16 protein-coding genes are annotated in these 21,442 nt (G+C 62.9%); 11 read left to right on the top strand and 5 right to left on the bottom strand.

Annotation, left to right across the window (positions count from 1 at the left end; translation table 11 throughout):
- Positions 1 to 541, top strand: a 541-nt coding sequence (locus ABR948_RS14265) for a DALR anticodon-binding domain-containing protein (RefSeq protein WP_428118815.1), incomplete at its 5' end; no start/stop codon positions are given.
- A gap of 6 nt (positions 542 to 547) precedes the next feature.
- A complete protein-coding gene (locus tag ABR948_RS14260) occupies positions 548 to 1,141 on the top strand; it encodes a class I SAM-dependent methyltransferase (RefSeq protein ID WP_428118812.1) in 594 nt (197 codons plus the stop codon).
- A gap of 218 nt (positions 1,142 to 1,359) precedes the next feature.
- Here the strand turns inward: ABR948_RS14260 and ABR948_RS14255 are convergent, their stop codons facing one another.
- Entirely contained in the window at positions 1,360 to 1,722 is a 363-nt protein-coding gene (locus ABR948_RS14255; RefSeq protein ID WP_428118809.1) for a DUF1236 domain-containing protein, read from the bottom strand.
- Between the two features lie 273 nt (positions 1,723 to 1,995).
- Here ABR948_RS14255 and ABR948_RS14250 point away from each other — a divergent pair, with 273 nt between their 5' ends.
- The 9 genes from ABR948_RS14250 to ABR948_RS14210 all read left to right on the top strand — a co-directional run bounded on the left by ABR948_RS14250 (position 1,996) and on the right by ABR948_RS14210 (position 16,698).
- Entirely contained in the window at positions 1,996 to 2,151 is a 156-nt protein-coding gene (locus ABR948_RS14250; RefSeq protein ID WP_291566645.1) for a DUF3096 domain-containing protein, read from the top strand.
- Positions 2,152 to 2,240: 89 nt separating this feature from the next.
- Positions 2,241 to 5,114: a pyruvate, phosphate dikinase gene (gene ppdK, locus ABR948_RS14245; protein WP_428118805.1), complete on the top strand. Its 2,874-nt coding sequence runs from the start codon at positions 2,241 to 2,243 to the stop codon at positions 5,112 to 5,114.
- A 461-nt stretch (positions 5,115 to 5,575) separates the two neighbouring features.
- Positions 5,576 to 7,033 (top strand): cell wall hydrolase, encoded by a 1,458-nt coding sequence (locus tag ABR948_RS14240; RefSeq protein WP_428118802.1) that lies wholly within the window; start codon positions 5,576 to 5,578, stop codon positions 7,031 to 7,033.
- A 210-nt stretch (positions 7,034 to 7,243) separates the two neighbouring features.
- Positions 7,244 to 8,494, top strand: coding sequence for an MFS transporter (locus ABR948_RS14235; protein WP_428118799.1), 1,251 nt, complete (start codon positions 7,244 to 7,246; stop codon positions 8,492 to 8,494).
- A gap of 58 nt (positions 8,495 to 8,552) precedes the next feature.
- Complete coding sequence (gene acuI, locus ABR948_RS14230) at positions 8,553 to 9,539, top strand: acrylyl-CoA reductase (NADPH) (RefSeq protein ID WP_428118797.1); 987 nt, start codon at positions 8,553 to 8,555, stop codon at positions 9,537 to 9,539.
- Positions 9,540 to 9,652: 113 nt separating this feature from the next.
- A complete protein-coding gene (locus ABR948_RS14225) occupies positions 9,653 to 10,237 on the top strand; it encodes a hypothetical protein (RefSeq protein WP_428118794.1) in 585 nt (194 codons plus the stop codon).
- A 317-nt stretch (positions 10,238 to 10,554) separates the two neighbouring features.
- On the top strand, positions 10,555 to 12,261 hold the full coding sequence (locus tag ABR948_RS14220) for a methyl-accepting chemotaxis protein (RefSeq protein ID WP_428118791.1): 1,707 nt from the start codon (positions 10,555 to 10,557) through the stop codon (positions 12,259 to 12,261).
- 320 nt (positions 12,262 to 12,581) lie between these two features.
- Positions 12,582 to 14,588 carry a HAMP domain-containing methyl-accepting chemotaxis protein gene (locus ABR948_RS14215; RefSeq protein WP_428118788.1) on the top strand — a complete coding sequence of 669 codons (2,007 nt, stop codon included), beginning with the start codon at positions 12,582 to 12,584 and terminating at the stop codon, positions 14,586 to 14,588.
- Positions 14,589 to 14,724: 136 nt separating this feature from the next.
- Positions 14,725 to 16,698, top strand: coding sequence for a methyl-accepting chemotaxis protein (locus ABR948_RS14210; protein WP_428118785.1), 1,974 nt, complete (start codon positions 14,725 to 14,727; stop codon positions 16,696 to 16,698).
- Between the two features lie 65 nt (positions 16,699 to 16,763).
- Here ABR948_RS14210 and ABR948_RS14205 read toward each other — a convergent pair whose 3' ends face one another.
- The 4 genes from ABR948_RS14205 to ABR948_RS14190 form a co-directional block, all read right to left on the bottom strand.
- Complete coding sequence (locus ABR948_RS14205; RefSeq protein ID WP_428118782.1) at positions 16,764 to 19,475, bottom strand: DUF2339 domain-containing protein; 2,712 nt, start codon at positions 19,473 to 19,475, stop codon at positions 16,764 to 16,766.
- 153 nt (positions 19,476 to 19,628) lie between these two features.
- Positions 19,629 to 20,135, bottom strand: a complete 507-nt coding sequence (locus tag ABR948_RS14200; protein ID WP_428118779.1) for a tyrosine phosphatase family protein — start codon at positions 20,133 to 20,135, stop codon at positions 19,629 to 19,631.
- Positions 20,136 to 20,300: 165 nt separating this feature from the next.
- Complete coding sequence (locus ABR948_RS14195) at positions 20,301 to 20,918, bottom strand: YfbR-like 5'-deoxynucleotidase (protein WP_428118776.1); 618 nt, start codon at positions 20,916 to 20,918, stop codon at positions 20,301 to 20,303.
- Positions 20,915 to 21,442 (bottom strand): DNA-3-methyladenine glycosylase I (locus ABR948_RS14190; protein WP_428118773.1); only part of this gene is annotated, 528 nt, incomplete at its 5' end. The genes ABR948_RS14190 and ABR948_RS14195, both read right to left, overlap by 4 nt.

Genomic DNA, 21,442 nt, shown 5'->3' with positions numbered 1-21,442 from the left:
GGCGCATGTCGTTGCAGATAGTCTCCTTTCCTTCTTCGCCGATCGCCTAAAAGTCCAGCTCCGCGAACAGGGCGCGCGGCACGATCTCGTCGATGCCGTATTCGCGCTCGAAGGTCAGGACGATCTCCTGATGGTGGTCCGTCGCGTCGAGGCGCTCGGCAAGTTTCTCGATACCGATGACGGCAAGAACCTGCTCGCGGGCACCAAGCGCGCCAGCAACATCCTTTCGATCGAAGAGAAAAAGGACAAGCGCAGCTATGACGGTGCGCCCGATGCCGCGCTCTACTCTCTCGACGAGGAAAAGACCCTCGCGAAAGCGATCGATCAGGTGAAGGCGGAAGCCGGCGCCGCGGTGGCAAAGGAAGACTTCGCCGCCGCCATGAGCGCGATGGCCAAGCTTCGCCCGGCGGTCGATGCGTTCTTTGACAAGGTCAAGGTCAATGATGACGACGTAAACGTGCGGGAAAATCGCCTGAAGCTGCTCAACGAAATCCGCGCCGCCACCCGCGCGGTGGCGGATTTTTCCAAGATACAGGATTGAGCTGCGATGGATCGCCTCACGCTCGCCGCTTACAACCATGACGCGGCGGCGTTTGCCAGGGATTGGCACGAGCAGCCGGCCCCGGTCGATCTGCATGAGATCGTCACGCGCTTCTTCATCAAGGGCGGCAGTTCCGCCGATATCGGCTGCGGCAGTGGCCGCGAGGTCGCGTGGCTCAATGCGAATGGGTATCCGGCCGTTGGCTTCGACGCGTCCGACGGTCTGCTCACGGAAGCGCGTTCGCGCTATCCCGATCTGAATTTCGCGTGGGCGGAATTGCCCGCGCTGCGCGGCATCGCGGCCAACACTTACGACAATGTGCTGTGCGAAACCGTGATCATGCATCTCGACCATATCAGGATCGCGCCGTCGGTCCGCCGCATGCTCGATATCGTCAAGCCGGGCGGTATTTTCTATCTGAGCTGGCGCGTCACCGAAGACGCCGATCAGCGCGACAAGCACCACCGGCTCTATGCCGCGTTCGATACGTCGCTGGTGCGGGCGGAGTTGGCGTCGACCACGCCGTTGCTCGACGAAGAAGTCATCAGCGCGTCTTCGGGGAAGAAGATTCATCGTATCGTGGTGCGGAAGGGAGCCTGAGTGGATCAACACCCGTCATTGCGAGCGTAGCCAAGCAATCCATCTCGCCGAGCAAAGAAAGAATGGATTGCTTCGTCGCTACGCTCCTCGCAATGACCGAATTCTGAATAGCGTCCGGGACGCAACACAAAACCAAAAGCCCCGCCCGGGCAGGGGAACCCGGACGGGGCCTTGATGTCCGGTCGCCGCTGCGGACCCCGGACAACATTCAGGCGGCGTTACTCGACCACCTGAACGATCCGGCGTGAGCGCGGTTCGACCAGCACGGTCCGGCCGTTCACCACGGTGTAGCGATAGGGCGTGACGCCGAAGGTCTGCGGCACGTCGTAATAGGTGACGCCGGCTTCCGGCAGCACGCCGCCGACAACCACGCGATCCGGGATGGTGTATTCCGGCACGTGTTCGCGCACGATGTATTCTCGGAACGCCGGGCGCTGATCGACGGCGATGCCGCCGAAATCGTCGTTGACGACGACGCTGCCGCCGCGCACGATGCCGACGGTTTCATTCTGTGCCTGCGCCGCGATCGGTGCGCCCAAGGCCGCTGCGATCGCCGTGATCGCCAATATCTGGTTCCGCATATTCAACTCCTTCGCGATGATGCATGCCGGCCTGCGCCCGCACGCAAACCGACCCAATTCATCGCGAACGGCATCGTTCCCGAAAAATGGCGCATCGCAGCGCTGCAAATTTCCGTATTTTTTTGGGTGCCCCGGAACCCGTTGAAGCGACAGGCGTCTCCTATCGTGGAACCGCGCCAGAGGATAAAATGTCGCTTCGCGATTCGAGATTTTCTGCTCGATTCGAGATGTCCTGAATATCGCACCCCAAATCGCTCAGCGGAGACGTTTTAAATGACCCTCACCGTCGCCCACATTTCGCCGATCATGTCCGTTATCGCAGGCCTGTTGATCCTGATCATGCCGAGGCTGCTCAATCTCGTGGTAGCGATCTTCCTCATTCTCAACGGCCTGATCGGTCTCGGGCTCCTGAAGTGGCTTCATATGTAGGCCCAAACCGGGTTTCGCAGCTTGCGCGCAGCCGCCCAAAGTGGTGTAAGGCGCGCATTCCCTCTCCTCTCGCGGATTGTTTGCAAGTCATGGCCAAAGCCGTCGCCAAGTCTAAGAAAATCGCAGCGAAATCAAAGCCATCCATGCCGGTTCGGGCGAAAGCCGCACCATCGGCCTCTGCCCGCAAGGCATTGAACAAGAGCCCGGCGAACAAGAGCCCGGCCAAGCCGGCGCCAAAGCCCGCCAGCAAGGCGGCGACCAAGCCCGCTTTGGACGTGGTGAAATCCGGCAAGTGGGTATTCACGTTCGGTGACGGCAAGGCCGAGGGTAAAGCAGGGCTGCGCGATTTGCTGGGCGGCAAGGGCGCCAATCTGGCCGAGATGGCCAATCTGGGCCTGCCGGTGCCTCCGGGCTTCACCATTCCGACCTCGGTCTGCACTTATTTTTACGCGCACGACAAATCCTATCCCGCGGCATTGAAAGCGCAGGTCGAAAAGGCGCTCGACCATGTCGGCAAGCTCGCTGGCAAGGCGTTCGGCGATTCCAAAAATCCGCTGCTGGTGTCGGTACGATCAGGCGGACGCGCCTCGATGCCGGGCATGATGGATACCGTGCTCAATCTCGGTCTCAATGACGCGACGGTCGAGGCGCTGGCCGAAATGTCCGGCGATCGCCGTTTCGCCTATGACAGCTATCGCCGTTTCATCACCATGTATTCCGATGTCGTGCTCGGCTTCGAGCATCATCATTTCGAGGACATTCTCGATACCTTCAAGGACAGCCAGGGCTATACGCTCGACACCGATCTGACCGGCGACGACTGGGTCGATCTGGTCGGCCGCTACAAGGATGCGGTGGCGCGCGAAACCGGCGCGGATTTCCCGCAGGACCCGCATGCGCAATTGTGGGGCGCGATCGGCGCGGTGTTTTCGTCCTGGATGAATGCGCGCGCGGTGACCTACCGCCGCCTGCATGACATTCCGGAATCCTGGGGCACCGCCGTCAACGTGCAGGCGATGGTGTTCGGCAATATGGGCGAGACCTCGGCCACCGGTGTCGCGTTCACGCGCAATCCTTCGACCGGCGAGAGCAAGCTGTACGGCGAATTCCTGATCAACGCGCAGGGCGAAGACGTGGTGGCCGGCATTCGCACGCCGCAGGACATCACCGAATATGCGCGCAAGGAATCCGGTTCCGACAAGGCATCGATGGAAACCGCGATGCCCGAGGCGTTCAAGGAACTGACGCGGATCTACACGCTGCTGGAAAAGCACTACCGCGACATGCAGGACATGGAATTCACGGTCGAGCAGGGCAAACTGTGGATGCTGCAGACCCGCGGCGGCAAGCGCACCGCGAAAGCCGCGCTGCGGATCGCGGTCGAACTCGCCAATGAAGGCCTGATCTCCAAGAAGGACGCGGTGTCGCGGATCGATCCCGCCTCGCTCGACCAGTTGCTGCATCCGACCATCGATCCTGCCGCCAAGCGCGACGTCATCGCGACCGGCCTGCCGGCCTCTCCCGGGGCCGCCGCCGGCGAGATCGTGTTCTCGTCCGATGAAGCCGCGAAACTGCAGGCCGATGGCCGCAAGGTCATTCTGGTGCGGATCGAGACCAGCCCCGAAGACATTCACGGCATGCACGCGGCCGAAGGCATCCTCACCACCCGTGGCGGCATGACCTCGCACGCCGCCGTGGTCGCGCGCGGCATGGGCAAGCCCTGTGTTTCCGGCTGCGGCAGCATTCGCGTCGATTACGGCCGCGGCACCATGAGCATCGGTTCGCGCACCTTCAAGACCGGCGACGTCATCACCATCGATGGATCGGTGGGCCAGGTATTGGCCGGACGGATGCCGATGATCGAGCCGAAATTGTCGGGCGAATTCGGCACGCTGATGGGCTGGGCCGATTCCGTCCGCAAACTCGGCGTTCGCGTCAACGCCGACACGCCGGAGGATGCGCGCACCGCCATCAAATTCGGCGGTGAGGGCATCGGGCTTTGCCGCACCGAGCACATGTTCTTCGAGGAGACGCGAATCCGCACCGTGCGCGAGATGATTCTCGCCGAGGACGAGCAGTCCCGCCGCGCCGCGCTGTCGAAACTGCTGCCGATGCAGCGGGCGGATTTCGTCGAACTGTTCGAGATCATGAAGGGGCTGCCGGTAACGATCCGGCTGCTCGATCCGCCGCTGCATGAATTCCTGCCGCATACCCAGGCCGAGATCGAGGAAGTTGCCCGCGCCATGAATACCGATCCGCGGCGGCTGGCCGATCGGGCCCGCGACCTCGCGGAGTTCAATCCGATGCTCGGCTTCCGTGGCTGCCGGCTCGCCATTGCCTATCCTGAAATCGCCGAAATGCAGTCGCGCGCCATTTTCGAGGCCGCGGTCGAAGCCGGAAAACGCACCGGCAAGGCCGTCGGGCTCGAGGTGATGGTGCCTTTGATCGCGACCAAGGCCGAGTTCGATCTGGTCAAGGCGCGGATCGATGCGACTGCGCAGTCGGTCATGAAGGAAACCGGAACCAAATTGAGCTATCAGGTCGGCACCATGATCGAACTGCCGCGCGCCTGCCTGATGGCCGGCGATATCGCCAAGACGGCGGAGTTCTTTTCGTTCGGCACCAACGACCTGACCCAGACCACTTACGGCATCAGCCGCGATGACGCCGCGGGCTTCCTGGGCACCTATATCGCCAAGGGAATCCTGGAGATCGATCCATTCGTCTCGGTCGATCGCGACGGCGTCGGCGAGTTGGTGAAGATCGGTGTGGCGCGCGGGCGCAAGACCCGCCCCGATCTCAAGGTCGGCATTTGCGGCGAACACGGCGGCGACCCCGCTTCGGTCGCGTTCTGCCACGAGATTGGCCTCGATTACGTCTCGTGCTCGCCCTACCGCGTGCCGATCGCCCGGCTCGCCGCGGCGCAGGCCGCGCTCGGCAAGGCCGTCACCAGCCAGGCCTAGGAACTGCCGTCATTGCCTGCGACAAACGCGAAGCGTTTGCGCAAGGGAGCGCAAGCGACGAAGCAATCTGTACACGGTCATTCCGGGATGGTGCGTTAGCACCAGACCCGGAATCTCGAGCTTCCGGGTTCGATACTTCGCATCGCCCCGGAATGACGGACAGGTTGCTCCGTTGTTCTCCAAGGTGTTCCACACCGTGCAACTACGGAACCCGGTCATCCACCACGAAAATTTTCTTCATCATTTTCGTTGACGCGATATTTACCACTTTATTCCAGCGGCTGTTTACCAACAGTTTCGATGTGTCCGGCGCGGATGCAGCAAATTCTTGCGTGTAGCGCGCGGGCCACGCGGATTAACTCCCTCGCAACCTAAATTAGATACCACCAAAAAAGATCGAATTGCACGGATGTACTGGGTTCGGTCGTGCGTGTGTAGTGTTGCGTTGCGTGAGCGTATCAATGTTAGTAGTGCGTAACCGGCCGAAGGGCGCGCGTTTCGCGTTCTTCGGCCTTGGTCTTTGCGTTTTCGCATTGACCCCGACAGAAGTCGGATATCAGGACATCGCATCACTGCTGGCCCGGCAGCCGGGTGTCGCTGAACGCTGGCAAAGCCGGGTTTTCTCCGCCGCCAGCACCATCCAGCTCGCCACCTACAGCTTCGGCCGCCCGATCGGGACGTCCACCCCGCCAAGCGCGACCTATCGGCTGGCGAGCCTCGATAATCAGGGCATCGACATCACCGGCACGGTGACGCGCAATCCGATTGCACAGACGCCGGCGCGCTATCAGGCGTCCGACTTCCCCAAGGTCGATCGCACGCTGAAGGGCGACCGTCTGGTCGCTGTCCCGCCGCCGACCGCGGCACCCACGGAGGCCGCGCCCGCCAACGAGGATCCCTCGACCTCCAACGCATCGGTGCGGGGCGCCAAAACCGCCGCCGTGACGCCGGTTGCCGTACCCGCGCCACTCGATCCCGAGCTTGCGGAGGCGCTGAGCGCGCCGCCGCTTCCGCAATATGATGTTTCGTTGTCGCTCGAATCCCGGCCGCTCGACGACCTGAAAATTGCGCCCGACGCCGTGGCCGCCCCGCTGGAAACCGGTGCCTCGCATGACGGCTTCTCGATGAAGACCGCGAGCCTGTTTTTCGGAAGCACTTCGCTCGGCGCTTCGGTCGAGAATATCGAGCGCTGGCAGCCCGGCGAGGAGCCGATGATCGTGATGCCGGGCGCGGCCGCCGATCCCGACCTGAAGGTGCTGGCGTCCTTGCCCACGATAGCGGATGAACCGCTCAAGGCGGTGGAGAGCGGCGAGAGCGTCGCCGCCAAGGGCGAAGTCAATTCGGATAATCAGCGCGCCAAGACACCGGCCGAGCGCCTTGGCCTGTTCGACGAGAAGTCACGCGTCAAATCGGAGAAGTGCCTCGCCGAAGCCGTGTATTTCGAGGCCCGCGGCGAAGCCGTGCGCGGCCAGATCGCCGTGGCACAGGTGGTGATGAACCGCACCTTCTCCGGGTTCTACCCGAACACGGTGTGCGGTGTGGTCTACCAGAACAAGCATCGTCATCTGGCGTGCCAGTTTACCTTCGCCTGTGACAACATCGCCGATGTCGTGCGCGAACCCGACATGTGGGACCGCGCCCAGAAAATCGCCAAGGCGATGCTGGATGGCCAGCTTTGGCTGCCGGAAGTCGACAAGTCGACGCACTACCATGCCTATTGGGTGCGTCCGTCCTGGGTGAGCGAGATGAAGAAGATGTACAAATTCGGTGTGCACACCTTCTATCGGCCGCGGGCGTGGGGCGATGGCAGCGAGGCGCCGAGCTGGGGCACCACCGCGCAGACCGCGGAAATCTCGGCCAAGCTCGCGGAAGCCGCCAAGAGCTCGGCCGAAATGTCCGATACCACCGTGCGGCGCTAGCGCGGCGACACTCGCCAAAACAGGCCCGATCCGAGGGCCCTCCATGAATCGCAACGCTGCATTGCAACGGCGCGATCGGCCGCCATTTGGCGGTTGGGATTTCCATGCTAATGCATTAACTTCGCCCGGCGCCGATGCGCCGGGAATACCGGCGTCTGGCGCCGCGTCGAAGCGTCTGCGTGATCCGCACCAACCCCTTGAGGAATTTGCATGGCCGCGACTGAAGGCGATCCGCGTCCATTGCCCGCCGCCGTGACCTGGCGTACGCCGCTGGTGATCGTGGTGTGCGGCTGCCTGATCGGCATGCTGACATTCGGCCCACGTTCAACGTTCGGATTCTTCATGCAGCCCATGAGCCGCGAATTCTCATGGGGCCGCGACGTGTTCGGCCTGGCGCTGGCGATCCAGAATCTGCTGTGGGGGATCGGCCAGCCGATCGCCGGCGCGATCGCCGACCGATTTGGCAGCCTGCGGGTGATATCCGTCGGCGCGCTGCTGTATGCCGCGGGCCTGATCATCATGCGCTATGCCGCCACGCCGTTGTCGCTCGACGTCAGTGCCGGGGTTCTGATCGGCCTTGGCCTGTCTGGCTGTTCGTTCAATCTGGTGCTGTCGGCGTTCGGCAAGTTGCTGCCGCTGGAATGGCGCGGCGTCGCGCTGGGGGCGGGCACCGCGGCCGGATCGTTCGGGCAGTTCGTGTTCGCCCCATTCGGGGTGGCCATGCTGGACAATTTCGGCTGGCAACCGGCACTGAGCGTGTTTGCCGGCTTGATGCTGCTGGTGGTGCCGCTGTCGCTGGCGCTGGCAACGCCGGCCACGTCCACGGGCCCCGTCGCCGTGGCGCAGCAGCAGACCTTCAAACATGCGCTGGCCGAGGCGTTCGGTCACCGCTCCTATATTCTGCTGGTGCTCGGCTTCTTCACCTGCGGATTTCAACTCGCCTTCATCACCGTGCATTTGCCGGCCTATCTGGTCGATCGCGGCATGCCGGTTCAGATCGGCGGCTGGGTGATCGCCACCATCGGGCTGTTCAATATCATCGGATCGCTCAGCGTCGGCTGGCTCCAGAGCAGGCTGCCGAAGCGTTACATCCTGTCCGTGATCTATTTCCTTCGCGCGGCGGCGATCGTGGCCCTGGTCTCGCTTCCGATGACCACCTTCTCCGCGATCGGATTCGGGGTCGTCACCGGCCTGACCTGGCTGTCGACGGTGCCGCCGACCTCGAGCCTGGTGGCGATCATGTTCGGCACGCGCTGGCTGGCGACGCTTTATGGATTTGCGTTTTTCAGCCATCAGGTCGGCGGCTTCCTCGGCGTGCTGCTCGGTGGCATCGTGTTCGAGAAATTCGGCTCGTATACGCCGATCTGGTGGCTGTCGGTGCTGTTCGGCGTGCTGTCGGCGCTGATCAACCTGCCGATCGTCGAGGCGCCGGTCACGCGCCCGGTTGCGCAGCCGGCCTGATCCGGTAAACATCCGAAAGCTCGGAAAAATTCGCAAGAAAAATTTGAAGGAGTGGCCGGTGGGAACATTCAGGGCGATCAGGATCGACAAGGCGGAAAAAGGCACCATTGCCGCGCTGACGCAGTTCGACGAAGCCGAACTGATGGAAGGCGACGTCACCGTCCGGGTCGAATGGTCGACGCTGAACTATAAGGACGGCCTTGCCGTCACCGGCAAGGCGCCGGTGGTGCGGCGTTTCCCGATGATCGCGGGCATCGATTTTGCGGGCACCGTCGAGCAGTCATCCCATCCGCAGTGGAAAGCCGGCGACAAGGTGATCTGCAATGGCTGGGGCATGGGCGAGACCCATCTCGGCGCCTATGCCGAGAAGGCCCGCGTCAAGGGCGATTGGCTGGTGCGGTTGCCCGAGGGAATGTCGACCCGCGACGCCATGGCGATCGGTACCGCCGGCTACACCGCGATGCTGGCGGTGCTGGCGCTGGAAAAGCAGGGCATTGCGCCGAAGGATGGTCCGATCGTCGTTACCGGCGCCGCCGGGGGCGTCGGGTCGGTTGCTACAGCGGTGCTTTCGAAGCTCGGCTATCACGTCATCGCATCGACCGGCCGGATGTCGGAGACCGACTATTTGAGGGGTCTCGGGGCGGCCGAGGTGATCGATCGCAATGAGCTGTCAGGACCGGCCAAGCCGCTGGCGCGGGAGCGCTGGGCCGGCGGCATCGACAGCGTCGGCTCGACCACGCTGGCCAATATTCTCTCGATGACAAAGTACCGCGGCGCCGTCGCCGCCTGCGGGCTTGCCGCCGGCATGGACCTGCCGTCCTCGGTGGCGCCGTTTATTTTACGCGGTGTGTGTCTGTTGGGCATCGATTCCGTGATGTGCCCGATTGAGCTGCGAAAGATCGCCTGGAGCCGGCTCGCGAACGACCTGGATTCTGGAAAACTTACTGAAATTACTCACGAAATTGGCCTTGACGGGGTTATCGAGGCCGGTGCAAAAATCCTCGCCGGCCAGGTTCGCGGTCGAATCGTGGTAAAAATTCTCTAATCTTGTTCAGACTTTACCAACCAAGCTGCTCCAATGTTGCCATGGTTGGTATGGTAAGCAGCGGGTAAAGGAACATCAGGTTGCCCGTGCTCGGTAAAAGTCGGAGTTACAGCATGCTTGCGCGTTTCGTGGTGGGGGTGGTTGCGGCCGGTGCGGTGATCGCGCCGGCGTTGGCCGGGCAGATGAATGCCGAGGAGGCCCGCAAGTTTGTTTCCGGCAAGGTGTTCGCCTTTACCTGCTTCGATGGGACCCGCGGCGCCGGCCGGGTGCTCGACGACATGGGGGCGGCAGGTGCGGTGCAATTCAGCGGCGCCGGCCCGGTTCGTCATTTGAGGTTGCCCGGCAATACGCTTCAGATCCGCGGCCAGGCCGTGTGCGCGTCGATCAAGGGCATTCCGTTCGAGCCGTGCTTCAATCTCGACAAGAAAGACGAAGTCAGTTTCCGCGGATCGGTCTCGGGCATGGGTTTCGCCTATTGCGATTTCCATCATCAGGGCGCCGCGCAAATGCTGATGGCGCGGGCCGTGATCCATCCGCGCTCGCTGGCGCCGCCGGAACGGACCGGATCGGTCGAAGTATCGGCGCGGGTCGAAACGCCCCATGTCGAGAACGCCAGGATCGAGCCGGTCAGGTCGGAGACGAAATCCGAACCGGTGAAATCGGACAGCGCTCCGGAATTGCGCCGCTCGACCGAATGATCCCGCGCCGGTGTTAGCCATCCAACGCCAGGTGACGGAAACGCGGGGCTAACCCGCGCCATCGACAGCCTCATCGCGTCGGCATTTTTCCGCCGCGCCGTGTGCGGCGCTCAGCTTGTTGGCAATCATCCTTCCTGATCATGATCAGCGCCGGCGCATATCAGATGGCTGTCGCCGATAGCTGTCGCCTGCGGCGCGCGATGCGGGCTGAACCGTTAATTTACCAAGTGACCGCTATGTTCGCGCAGCCGGAAGGCAGGAACAGGGATCGTTCCTTGCTGTGACATGATGTCCGGCATGCACCGCGGATGATGATAATGAAAAAACTGCTCAATATAGTTGCACTCCGCTCGATCGCCGCCAAGTTCACTGCGATGGCCGTCGCCGGCACGCTCTTCATGGTATTCGTCGCCTGCACCGTGCTCTTCATTGCCCGCACCGAACTCGCCAACGAGCGCAGCGAGAGGGCGCATGCCATGGTCGATGCCGTCTGGAGCATGGCGGACAGCTTCCAGCATGCGGTCGAATCCGGTGCGATGACCGAGGCCGACGCGAAGGCGCGTTTATTGGCCGCCTCCGGCGCCATATGGTTCGAAGGCCACACCAACTATCTCTTCATTTACGACACCGAGACAGGGCTCTGTGTCATGAACGCCGGAAATGCGGCATTGATTGGCAAGGATGTGCGCGGCCTCAAGGATGCCAACGGCCTCCCGTTCGCATCGATGATGCTCGACATGGCGAAACGCGGCGAAGGCGTGATCCGATATGCGTTTCCAAGGGGGGCCGACAAGACTCCGCAGGAGAAGGTCGCCTACGTCCGCGGTTTTGCGCCCTGGCACCTGATGATCGCGTCCGCCGAGTACATGACGGATATTGACGCCACCTTCTGGGGAATGGTCCGGACTGCCGCCATGGTGATCAGCATTCTCTTGCTGTTCTCGATTGGTATCGCCTGGGCGGTCGCGCGCAGCGTGGTGAAGCCGATGTCCCGCCTCAGGGACCGGATGGCGGCGCTCAGCAATGGCGAGTTGGACCCTCCCGTCGTCGATGCAGATCGGCGCGACGAGATCGGCGAGATGGCACGTACGGTGCAAGTGTTCAAGGGGGCGATGATCGAGACCAACCGGCTGCGCGCCGAGCAATTGGAGGTCGAGCAGCGGCAGCTGCAGCAACGCAAAACGGATATGCACCGGCTTGCCGACGATTTCGAGAACGCCGTCGGCGAGATTATCGAAACCGTGTCGTCGGCGTCGAGCGAACTCGAAAACTCCGCCTCGACACTGACCACGACCGCAGAGCGCGCGGAGGAACTCACCACCAAGGTCGCCGCGGCGTCCGAGGAAGCCTCTACCAATGTGCAGTCGGTGGCGTCGGCGACCGAAGAACTGACGGCATCGGTCAACGAGATCAGTCAGCAAGTCCAGGAATCGGCGCGGATGGCCAATGAGGCCGTCGGTCAGGCCAGGAAGACCAATGGTCGCATCGGCGAATTGTCAAAGGCGGCAGCCCGCATCGGCGATGTCGTCGAGCTGATCAACACCATCGCTGGGCAGACCAACCTGCTGGCTCTGAACGCCACCATCGAGGCGGCGCGCGCCGGTGAAGCCGGTCGCGGCTTTGCGGTCGTGGCCTCCGAGGTCAAGGCGCTGGCGGAGCAGACCGCCAAGGCCACCGGCGAAATCGGCCAGCAGATCAGTGGTATCCAGGCGGCGACGCAGGAATCGGTCAACGACATCAAGGAAATCAGCGGTACCATCGAAAGACTGTCGGAGATTTCCTCGACCATTGCGGCCGCGGTGGAAGAGCAGGGCGCGGCGACCCAGGAGATTTCCCGTAACGTGCAGCAGGTCGCTCACGGCACCATGGAGGTCTCATCCAACATCACCGACGTGCAGCGCGGCGCCAGCGAGACCGGCTCGGCCTCGTCGCAGGTGCTGTCGGCGGCGCAGTCGCTGTCGGGCGACAGTAACCGCCTCAAGCTTGAAGTCGGCAAGTTCCTGAGTTCGGTACGGGCGGCTTGAGAGGGCCCGGCCCTGTGGCCGGGATCGCTTCCTCAAAGACCCCGGCGTTGCGCGCGACGGCTCGGCGGCCGGCAAGCGGTGGCTTCGATTCACCGGGCTCCAAATCGCAGCTTTAACGGTCAAAACCCGTATTCATTGATTTGGATGGCTCTGCGCCGGTTTCAGCGCATTTTGCCGGTTTCCCCGTATTTTCCCGTGACCGAAAATTAACGCAAATGGTTAATGGTGATCGCTCCTGTTCGAAAGCGAGGCGAATCGTTGCGCTCCGCTGACGCGAAATCCGTTCCCGGCTTTTCGCCTCTAAATTTAAGGACGGTCTGATGTCATTTTTCAATCTTCGGATCAGCGGCCGCCTCTATGTCGGTTTCGGTGCGCTTGTGCTGTTTTGCGCGGCGCTCGCCGGCTTCGGTGTGTGGCAGCTTGGGGGGATTCACGATCAGGTCGGCCTGCTGGCCTTGCAATCCAGGAGCACGATTCGCGCAGGCGAGATCGCGACGGAGTTGCAGGCCATTCGCCGTAGCCTGCTGCGTTACACGTTCGACCAGGACGAAGATTCCTTCGTGGAATCCGAGAAACGCTTGTCCACGGTAACGGATCTTCTCGAGGAGGCCGCCCGGACGACCAACTTTGAAGAACGACGCGCCGTCTATAAGGCCGCGAGCAACCAGATTGCCGAGTTGAAGACGAAGCGTGCTGCCCTTGGTGACGCTGTCAAACAGATGCAGGTTGGCCGCAAACTGCTATTCACCGACGGCGACAAGATGGCCGCGGATGTTCAGAAATTGGTGGATGCCGCCGACCAAAGCTCCTTTGCCGACGACGCCATGGCCATTGAAAGCAAGGTCCTTCTCGTTGAGGTCGCGAACTGGCGAATGTTGGCGACGCGTGCCCCGAAGGGTTTGGTGACTTTCAATGCCAATGTCGAAAATGCTCAGCAGCGGATTGCAGGACTGGAGAAGGCCGCCGACCTGCCGGCGGATCTTGCCGCGCTGCTGAAAGCGGTCAAGGCGGATGTCGGCAAATATGCCGAGGCATTTAACAAGACCGGACCCAGCCTCGTGCTCGGAGATGAGCTGTATTACAAGAGCATTACCCCGCTGATCACGGGCGCGATAGAAAAAATGGACGAGACAAAAACCGCGATCGTACACAATTTCACAAAGACGACCGCAGAGACCGACGATCATATCGCGGGCACGATAACCATGCAGGAGATCGCCGCCGGCGCGGCCGTGCTGATGGGCCTGTTGATCGCATTTCTCATCGCACGCGGCATCATTGGTCCGCTGTCGGGTCTGACCGCGGGCATGAAGGAGCTGGCCGGTGGTAATTTCGGCGTGGTTCTTCCCGGGCTCGACCGCAAGGATGAAGTCGGCGACATGGCCCAGGCGGTCGAGACCTTCAAGGTCAAGGCCGAGGAGAAGGCCCGCGAGGAAGCGGAAGCCAGGATCGAGCAGGATCAGATTGCCGCGCGGCAGCGCAAGGCTGATATGGTCAAGCTCGCTGACGATTTCGAAGGCGCGGTCGGCGAGATCATCGAAACCGTGTCGTCGGCGTCGACCGAACTCGAAGCCTCTGCCTCGACGCTCACCGCGACCGCGGATCGCGCGCAGGAGCTCACCACCATGGTTGCCGCCGCCTCCGAGGAAGCCTCCACCAATGTGCAGTCGGTAGCGTCGGCGACCGAGCAGCTGACCTCGTCGGTTAACGAGATCAGCCGTCAGGTGCAGGAATCGGCGCGGATGGCCAATGAGGCCGTCGGCCAGGCGCGCAAGACCAACGACCGCGTCAGCGAGTTGTCGAAGGCGGCAAGCCGAATCGGCGATGTCGTCGAACTGATCAACACCATCGCGGGACAGACCAATCTCCTGGCGCTCAATGCCACCATCGAGGCGGCGCGCGCCGGGGAAGCCGGTCGTGGTTTCGCGGTCGTGGCCTCCGAGGTCAAGGCGCTGGCCGAGCAGACCGCCAAGGCCACCGGCGAGATCGGCCAGCAGATCGCGGGTATTCAGGCCGCGACCCAGGACTCGGTGGGGGCGATCCAGGAGATCAGCGGCACCATCGAAAAGCTGTCCGAGATTTCCTCGACTATCGCGGCGGCGGTGGAAGAGCAGGGCGCGGCGACCCAGGAGATTTCGCGCAACGTGCAGCAGGCTGCCCATGGCACCCAGCAGGTCTCTTCCAACATCACCGACGTGCAGCGCGGTGCCAGCGAGACCGGCTCGGCCTCCTCGCAGGTGCTGTCGGCGGCGCAGTCGCTGTCGGGCGACAGCAACCGCCTCAAGCTCGAAGTCGGCAAGTTCCTCAATTCAGTGCGCGCGGCCTGACAACAACAGGAACCGGCTCCCGTTCGTGCAACCGTATTCTTACGGGGCGCAATCTTAACGCGAGCGTGAAACATTGATGCTTGAATGCGTCTTTTGTTGTTGCAGAATCGACCCTGCTTGATCAGGAAACGCGCTCATGGCCGGTTTTTCCCTCCGACTCACCCACAAGATCGCGGCCATAGGCGTTGTCGGCGTGGCCGGCGTTATCCTGGTCGGTGGCATCCACATGTACGGCGAATCCGCGGTTGCCGCATATCAGGACGCGGCGGAAAACGCGCGCACGATCTTTGAATTGAACAGCAAGATCGAGATCGAATTGCTGGAAGGTCGCCGCGCCGAGAAGGACTTTCTGCTCCGCAACGATCCGAAAAAGGCCGAAAGCGAGATCGAGATCGCCAAGGCTGTTGCCGCCGATATCGACAGGCTGCGCCAGAAGGTCGCGGCTGTCGGAAAGCCCGATCTGGCGAGCAAGGTCGATGTCATGATCGCCTCGCTGAAGCAATACCAGGCGCACTTCGTCGCCGTCTTTGAACAGAAGCGACGCCTCGGCCTCGACGAAAATTCAGGTCTTGAGGGCCGTCTGCGCCAGTCCGTGCACGACATTGAAGCGCGGGTCGATCAATTGCATGAGCCGGCGCTTCTCGTCACCATGCTGATGATGCGCCGTCACGAGAAAGATTTCATGCTGCGGCGTGACGGCAAATACGGCGACGATATGAAACAGCGGGCTTCGGAGTTTTTGGCCGGGGCCGAGAATTCGGATGTTTCGCCGACGGTAAAAGCCGAGCTCAAGCAAAAGCTTTCCGATTACCAGCGCGACTTCTTTGCCTGGATGGAGACGGCTCTGACGCTTGCCGGCGAGCTAAAGGCGACTTCGGAAGCATTCTCGGCGGTCGAACCGGTCATCGATGCGGTATCGAAGGAGATCGATGAGATCAGATCCGCAGCCGAACGCACAAATGTCGCGGTGCGCGACAGTATCCAGCGCCAGATGGAGATCGCGATCCTGCTGATCGCATTCGCGGTGCTGGGCGCGGGTTTTTTCATCGGCAGATCGGTTTCCAGGCCGTTGTCCGCCATGACGGCCGCCATGATCGAACTCGCCAGGGGCAACTTCGCGATCGTGCTGCCCGGACTCGGACGCGCCGACGAGGTCGGCGAGATCGCCCAGGCCGTCGAGACCTTCAAGGTCAATGCCGAGCAAAAGGCGCGTGACGAGGCGGAAGCCAGGATCAAGCAGGACCGGATGGTCGCCGAGCTGCGCAAGGCGGATATGCACAAGCTCGCCGACGCCTTCGAAGGCGCGGTCGGTGAAATTGTCGAGATGGTCTCCTCGGCGGCGACGGAGCTCGAAGCTTCCGCCAGCTCATTGACGGCGACCGCCGAACGATCGCAGGAACGCGCCATCGTGGTTGCGGCTGCGTCGGAGGAAGCTTCCACCAACGTACAATCGGTTGCTTCCGCGAGCGAGGAGTTGACGGCATCGGTGAACGAGATCAGCCGGCAGGTCCAGGAATCGTCCCGGGTTGCCAGCGACGCGGTGGAGCAGGCACAAAAAACCAACAATCGCGTTGGCGAATTGTCGAAGGCTGCCGCCCGCATCGGCGATGTCGTCGAACTCATCAACACCATCGCCGGTCAAACCAATCTGCTTGCCCTGAACGCCACGATCGAGGCGGCACGCGCCGGCGAGGCCGGCCGCGGTTTCGCCGTCGTGGCATCCGAGGTGAAGGCGTTGGCCGAGCAGACCGCGAAAGCCACCGGCGAAATCGGTCAGCAGATCACCGGTATCCAGTCGGCGACGCAGGACTCGGTGGGCGCGATCAAGGAAATCGGCGATACCATCGGCCGGATGTCGGAGATCTCCTCGACCATCGCGGCGGCCGTGGAAGAGCAAGGCGCGGCCACGCAGGAGATATCCCGCAACATCCAGCAGGCCGCGCAAGGCACCATGCAGGTGTCATCCAACATCGCCGACGTGCAGCGCGGCGCCAGCGAGACCGGTTCGGCCTCGTCGCAGGTGCTGTCCGCGGCGCAGTCGCTGTCGATCGAGAGCAACCGCCTCAAGCTTGAAGTCGGCAAATTCCTGAGTTCGGTACGCGCGGCCTGATCGGCACCTCGCCGGTATTTTGATGAGATTGCTGGCGTCGGCGCCGTGGCCGTCCGCGATTTGCCTTAAAGATTGGCCTGAACCGCGCTGCCGTCGGATGAGGGCGTTGACCGTCGGCGGAACAGGATCCGCTGGTACAGCCAGCCGATCGTCACCAGCACCAGGCCGAGGCACATGAACGACAATGCGCGGTAGGCCCCTGTCAGCGTCGACATGTCGATCAGGAACGCCTTGAGGATCGTCAATGCGATGACGATGGCCGAGGCGAGCCGGGCGCGTTGCGAGTTGAAGAGAATGCCGATGCCAAGCAGCACCACGCCGAACGCCAGCCACGCAATCGAATAGGTGTATTGCTCGGCGCCGCCGGTGCCGCCGCTGGTCAGCTGCGGGCCGTGGTAGAGCCGGCGGATTTCAAGCGTTACATAACTCAGCGCCAGCACCAGCGCGGCGCCCGCGATCGAATTGGCGTAGCCGGCGGGCCGGCGCCCCGCCACCGCGTAGGACAGCAGCAGCGCCAGCACCGCGGGCAGCGCATAACCGAGCAGGATTGGATTGATGAACACGCCGCCGATCTCGATACGCCAGAGTGCCGGATTGTTCAGGAACAGCAACCCGACCACGCCGGCCACTGCGGCAAAAGCCGTGAGCAGGACCGCGGCGACATTGTGGACGACGCTGCCGGTGCGGATCCGCAGCCGCTCGAGGCCGATCGCCAGCGCCAGCGCGGTACAAACCTGCAGTGCCGTTTCGGTGAGGCTTGCCGTGTCCATGTACACATCGCCGCCGTTCACGGCATGGCGGATTTCCATGAACACCAGCAGCACCGTAAACAGGATCGCCGCGGATTCCACCGTGCGCAGCGGCGCGTCGTCGCCGCGGCGGCGCAGGAAAATGCTGGCGGCCCAGAACGACAGCGCCGGAACGCCGTAACCCCACAACAGCCAGTTGAAGATCGGAGTGGTGCCGACGGCACCGCCGACGATGCGCGGCTCGTAGCCGATGCGCAGCACCACGATCCCGGCGAGAATGGCGGCCAGCGAACGCAGGAATGGAATCGGCCGCTGCAGCGAAATCCAGGCAGATCCCATCGACATCAGCGCCAGCGCGATCGTAAGCCAGCCCTTTTCGAGCGCGAAGGTCAGCGCCAGTGCCAGCGCGCCAAGCGCCCCGGTGGCGAACAGCGCGATCGAGATTGGCAATCCGGGCCGATTGTCGCGTTTGGTGAGGATTTCGGTTGCCGCGCCATAGGCGGCCGCGAGCATAACCGCCAAAATAGCAAACGGGATCGAGCGGTCCAGATGCGCGATGCGCGCATACAGCGCAATCAGCAACGCCAGCGGCGTGAACACGGCCGCAGCCGACCACACCACCGGTATGACGGCGCTCACAGAGCGGCCTTGGGCCAGGAACCCGGCGGCGCCAAACCCGGCCGCGAAGATCGCCGCGGTGATCAGATGCAGCGAAACCGAGCTGTCGGTGGCCGCGGGGCCGATGCCGGGTAACGGTCCGCCCGGCAGCACCAGCATGTCCGGATTGCCGCGAACCGCCCATTCGGCGAACACGGCAAAGACGAACAAGGCCGCGGCGCCGACCGCGCCGGTGGCGGCTTGCGCGCGCCATGCCACCAGCAATGTGGCTGCCACCAGCGCGGTGAACACGATCATGGCGGCATCGGCGTGAAAACTCGCGAGCACGATGACCGTCGCGCCGGCGAGATAGGCCGCCAGCGAACCGGATGAGATCGGCTCGATCCGCCCCTCGTCGGCGGGTGGCCCGAACATGAAGCCGCATACCACCAGCAATGCGGCGAGCACAAAGCCGGTCACGACGTGGAACGCATGCGGTCCGATCATCGACGGCCCGCATGGCAGGCAGGGAAAGGTCCAGAGCAGCGCGAACAAGATGGCGGTGACCGCGAGCCAGCGCCACAGCCTGATCCGCGCTAGGCTCAGCGCAGCCGCGGTGACGATGGCGAGATAGATGTACAGCGCCCAGAAGTCGGGCCGATCGGAAGAAACCAGAATCGGAGTGGCGAATGCGGCGGCGACGCCGAGGCCGGCCAGCGCCGGTCCGTGCAGCAGCGCCGCGGCGAGCGTGCCCAATGCTACCAGTCCGAGCAGGATGAAAGCGGTCGCGGGCGCGAGAAAGCCGTACAGCGCATACGCGGCATAGACGGTCGCGAAGGCCACCGCCGTTCCTGCGGCAGTGAGGATCGCCGGGATATTGGCGATCGGCAGTGCATCGATGGTGGAGATGCTGTCCTTGCGCCGCATCCATTCGCCGGCCGCCAGCAGCGCCAGCGCGAACGCGCCGCCGAGCATCGTTCGCACGCCGGGCCCAAGCAGCCCCGCCTCGATCGAATAGCGGACCATGAAGAAGCCGCCGAGCGCCAGCGTCAGGCCGCCGACCCAGACCACCCAGCGGGTGCCGATGCGTTCCTCGAAGCCGGGCTGAGGCTGGTCCGGCGGAAGTGGCGGGGGCATCGCCGTGCCACCGCCGACGTCGTCTGGCGCGGCGGGCTCATTCGCTTCGACGGATACGGTTTGTTCAGCGCTGGCGATGGTTGCCGGCTGTTCGGCCGCAATGGCCGGCGAGGAGGTTGTCGGGGTTGGCTCGGACTCGGCGCGGGCGGTGAGCGGTGGCGGGGCGGGCCTGGCCTGGAATCCCGTGGCTTCCATCGCGTCCAGCCGCGCTCGCAGGATCGCAGCCTGATTGAAGGTCTTGCGCGCGACAATCAGCGCAACAACGGCAATCGCCATCGCAAAGAAATCGAACATCAAGCCTCCAGCCGATCGGCCCGACGTCTGGGCTTACCCCGTCAAATCCTCAAGCACCGTCGGACGCAATGGCGTCGTCCGGTCGTCCCCGGTCTGTGTCGCCATCGTGCCGGTCGGTTCAAATACCACCGGGTCCGGCACCGTTCACGGATATCATTCGAGATCGATGCGGAACGGCCGGCCTTCGACCATCATGCTGCCCGGACCCATCTCGTCGAGCGCCCGCAGCATCCGCCCATCGCGTCCCAGCGCCTTGTCCGCCAGACTGACGATCAGCCGGTTCGGCGACGCGATCGGGGAGGCGGCGCGTATTTGCCGCGCGATCGCGACTTCGTCGCGGTGCGGATTGAGCGCGCAGGCGGCCGCGAAGGCGCTCGCGGTCGAGCGGCTGATGCCGGCATAGCAATGGACCACGAGCGGTGCGTTGCGATCCCAGCCGCGGACAAAGTTCAGGACCTGCTCGATATGCGAATCCGAAGGCGCGACAAAGCCGTCCATCTGTTCGGTGATATCGTCCATCTGCACCTTCAGATGGTTGGCCGGCAGCACCGATTCCGGTCGCTGCACCTGGTCGACATTGGCCATGACGGTGAGAACGTGACTGGCGCCGACAGCCTTGACGGTGCCGGGAAGCGCGGCGAGTGAGCAGACGTGAATCATGATGGTCCTTTTGTCGCTTCGATTATAAGCCTGCATGTAGGGTGGGCAAAGGCGCGTTTGCGCCGTGCCCACCATTTATTCCCGCGGCAAAAACTCGGTGGGCACGCGGAGTTTATCATCGGGCGCGCATTCGCGCGACCCGTTGGCTTTGCCCATCCTTCGACTTCACGGATGCAACGTCTTGAACCGCGTCAGGAACCGCTTCTCGGCTTTGGCTGCGGTCCAGGGCGTCAGATAATCCTGCTGGGTCGCGGTGGACAGGCCGGGATCGCGGCCGAACAGCCGTTTCGCCTCGGCCTGCGCAAACCCGGCGAGTCGCGTCGCCTCCAGATAGGCCGCGCCGCGGTCGGCTGCCTTGATCTGCCGGGTTATCTCATCCGGCAACACCGCAGGCAGGCCGAAGCGGATGTGGATCGCCGACAGCAGCCGATTTTCGACGGCCTTGTAGTTCCCGCCAAGCACGGCCTTGAACGGCGAGATCATGTCGCCGATGACATATTCCGGCGCATCGTGCAGCAATGCGGCGAGCCGGAAGCGCAGGTCAATGCGTGGGACCTGCTCGCGCATCACGGCCTCGACCAGCAATGTGTGTTGCGCCACCGAGAAAATGTGCGCGCCGTTGGTCTGCCCGTTCCAGCGCGCCACGCGCGCCAGGCCATGGGCGATGTCGGCGATTTCGATATCGAGCGGCGAGGGGTCCAGCAGATCGAGCCGCCGCCCCGACAGCATCCGCTGCCAGACGCGCAAGGAGGTTTCGGGCGCGGAAGATCTTGCCGCCGTCATTTGACTTTAAGACGGGGCGCGCGCTGTTTTCCGGCGCAGTCCTGGTGGCAAAAGCAGCTGACCAGATGATCGTTGACCATGCCGGTGGCCTGCATGAAGGCGTAGACGATGGTCGGGCCGACGAACTTGAATCCGCGCGACGCCAGTTCCTTCGACAGCTTGATCGATTGAGGCGTCGACGCCGGCACGCTGGCGGTGGTCTTGAAATGGTTGACCTTCGGCTTGCCGTCGACGAATTCCCACATGAATTTAGAAAAACCGGGGCCGTCTTCCATGATCTTGAGGTAGGACTTGGCGCTGTTGACGGCGCCCTCGATCTTGGCGCGGTTGCGGACGATGCCGGCATCGTTCATCAGCGCGTGAACCTTTTTGGCACTATAGCGCGCGATCTTTTCCGGCTGGAAATCGTCGAAGGCCTTTCGGAAATTGTCGCGCTTGCGCAAAATCGTGATCCACGACAACCCGGCCTGGAAACCGTCGAGGATCAGTTTTTCGTAAAGCGCGCGGTCGTCATATTCCGGCAC

Origin of the sequence: Bradyrhizobium sp. (assembly GCF_050014615.1) — a bacterium.
Lineage (GTDB): Bacteria > Pseudomonadota > Alphaproteobacteria > Rhizobiales > Xanthobacteraceae > Bradyrhizobium.
This window is presented reverse-complemented; position numbering and strand designations above follow the sequence as displayed.

Bases quoted from the DNA above. Each gene is read 5' to 3' on its own strand.
- ABR948_RS14260 (WP_428118812.1), top strand. From the start codon at position 548: ATGGATCGCCTCACGCTCGCCGCTTACAACCATGACGCGGCGGCGTTT.
- ABR948_RS14255 (WP_428118809.1), bottom strand. From the start codon at position 1,722: ATGCGGAACCAGATATTGGCGATCACGGCGATCGCAGCGGCCTTGGGC.
- ABR948_RS14250 (WP_291566645.1), top strand. From the start codon at position 1,996: ATGACCCTCACCGTCGCCCACATTTCGCCGATCATGTCCGTTATCGCA.
- ppdK (WP_428118805.1), top strand. From the start codon at position 2,241: ATGGCCAAAGCCGTCGCCAAGTCTAAGAAAATCGCAGCGAAATCAAAG.
- ABR948_RS14240 (WP_428118802.1), top strand. From the start codon at position 5,576: ATGTTAGTAGTGCGTAACCGGCCGAAGGGCGCGCGTTTCGCGTTCTTC.
- ABR948_RS14235 (WP_428118799.1), top strand. From the start codon at position 7,244: ATGGCCGCGACTGAAGGCGATCCGCGTCCATTGCCCGCCGCCGTGACC.
- ABR948_RS14225 (WP_428118794.1), top strand. From the start codon at position 9,653: ATGCTTGCGCGTTTCGTGGTGGGGGTGGTTGCGGCCGGTGCGGTGATC.
- ABR948_RS14220 (WP_428118791.1), top strand. From the start codon at position 10,555: ATGAAAAAACTGCTCAATATAGTTGCACTCCGCTCGATCGCCGCCAAG.
- ABR948_RS14215 (WP_428118788.1), top strand. From the start codon at position 12,582: ATGTCATTTTTCAATCTTCGGATCAGCGGCCGCCTCTATGTCGGTTTC.
- ABR948_RS14210 (WP_428118785.1), top strand. From the start codon at position 14,725: ATGGCCGGTTTTTCCCTCCGACTCACCCACAAGATCGCGGCCATAGGC.
- ABR948_RS14205 (WP_428118782.1), bottom strand. From the start codon at position 19,475: ATGTTCGATTTCTTTGCGATGGCGATTGCCGTTGTTGCGCTGATTGTC.
- ABR948_RS14200 (WP_428118779.1), bottom strand. From the start codon at position 20,135: ATGATTCACGTCTGCTCACTCGCCGCGCTTCCCGGCACCGTCAAGGCT.
- ABR948_RS14195 (WP_428118776.1), bottom strand. From the start codon at position 20,918: ATGACGGCGGCAAGATCTTCCGCGCCCGAAACCTCCTTGCGCGTCTGG.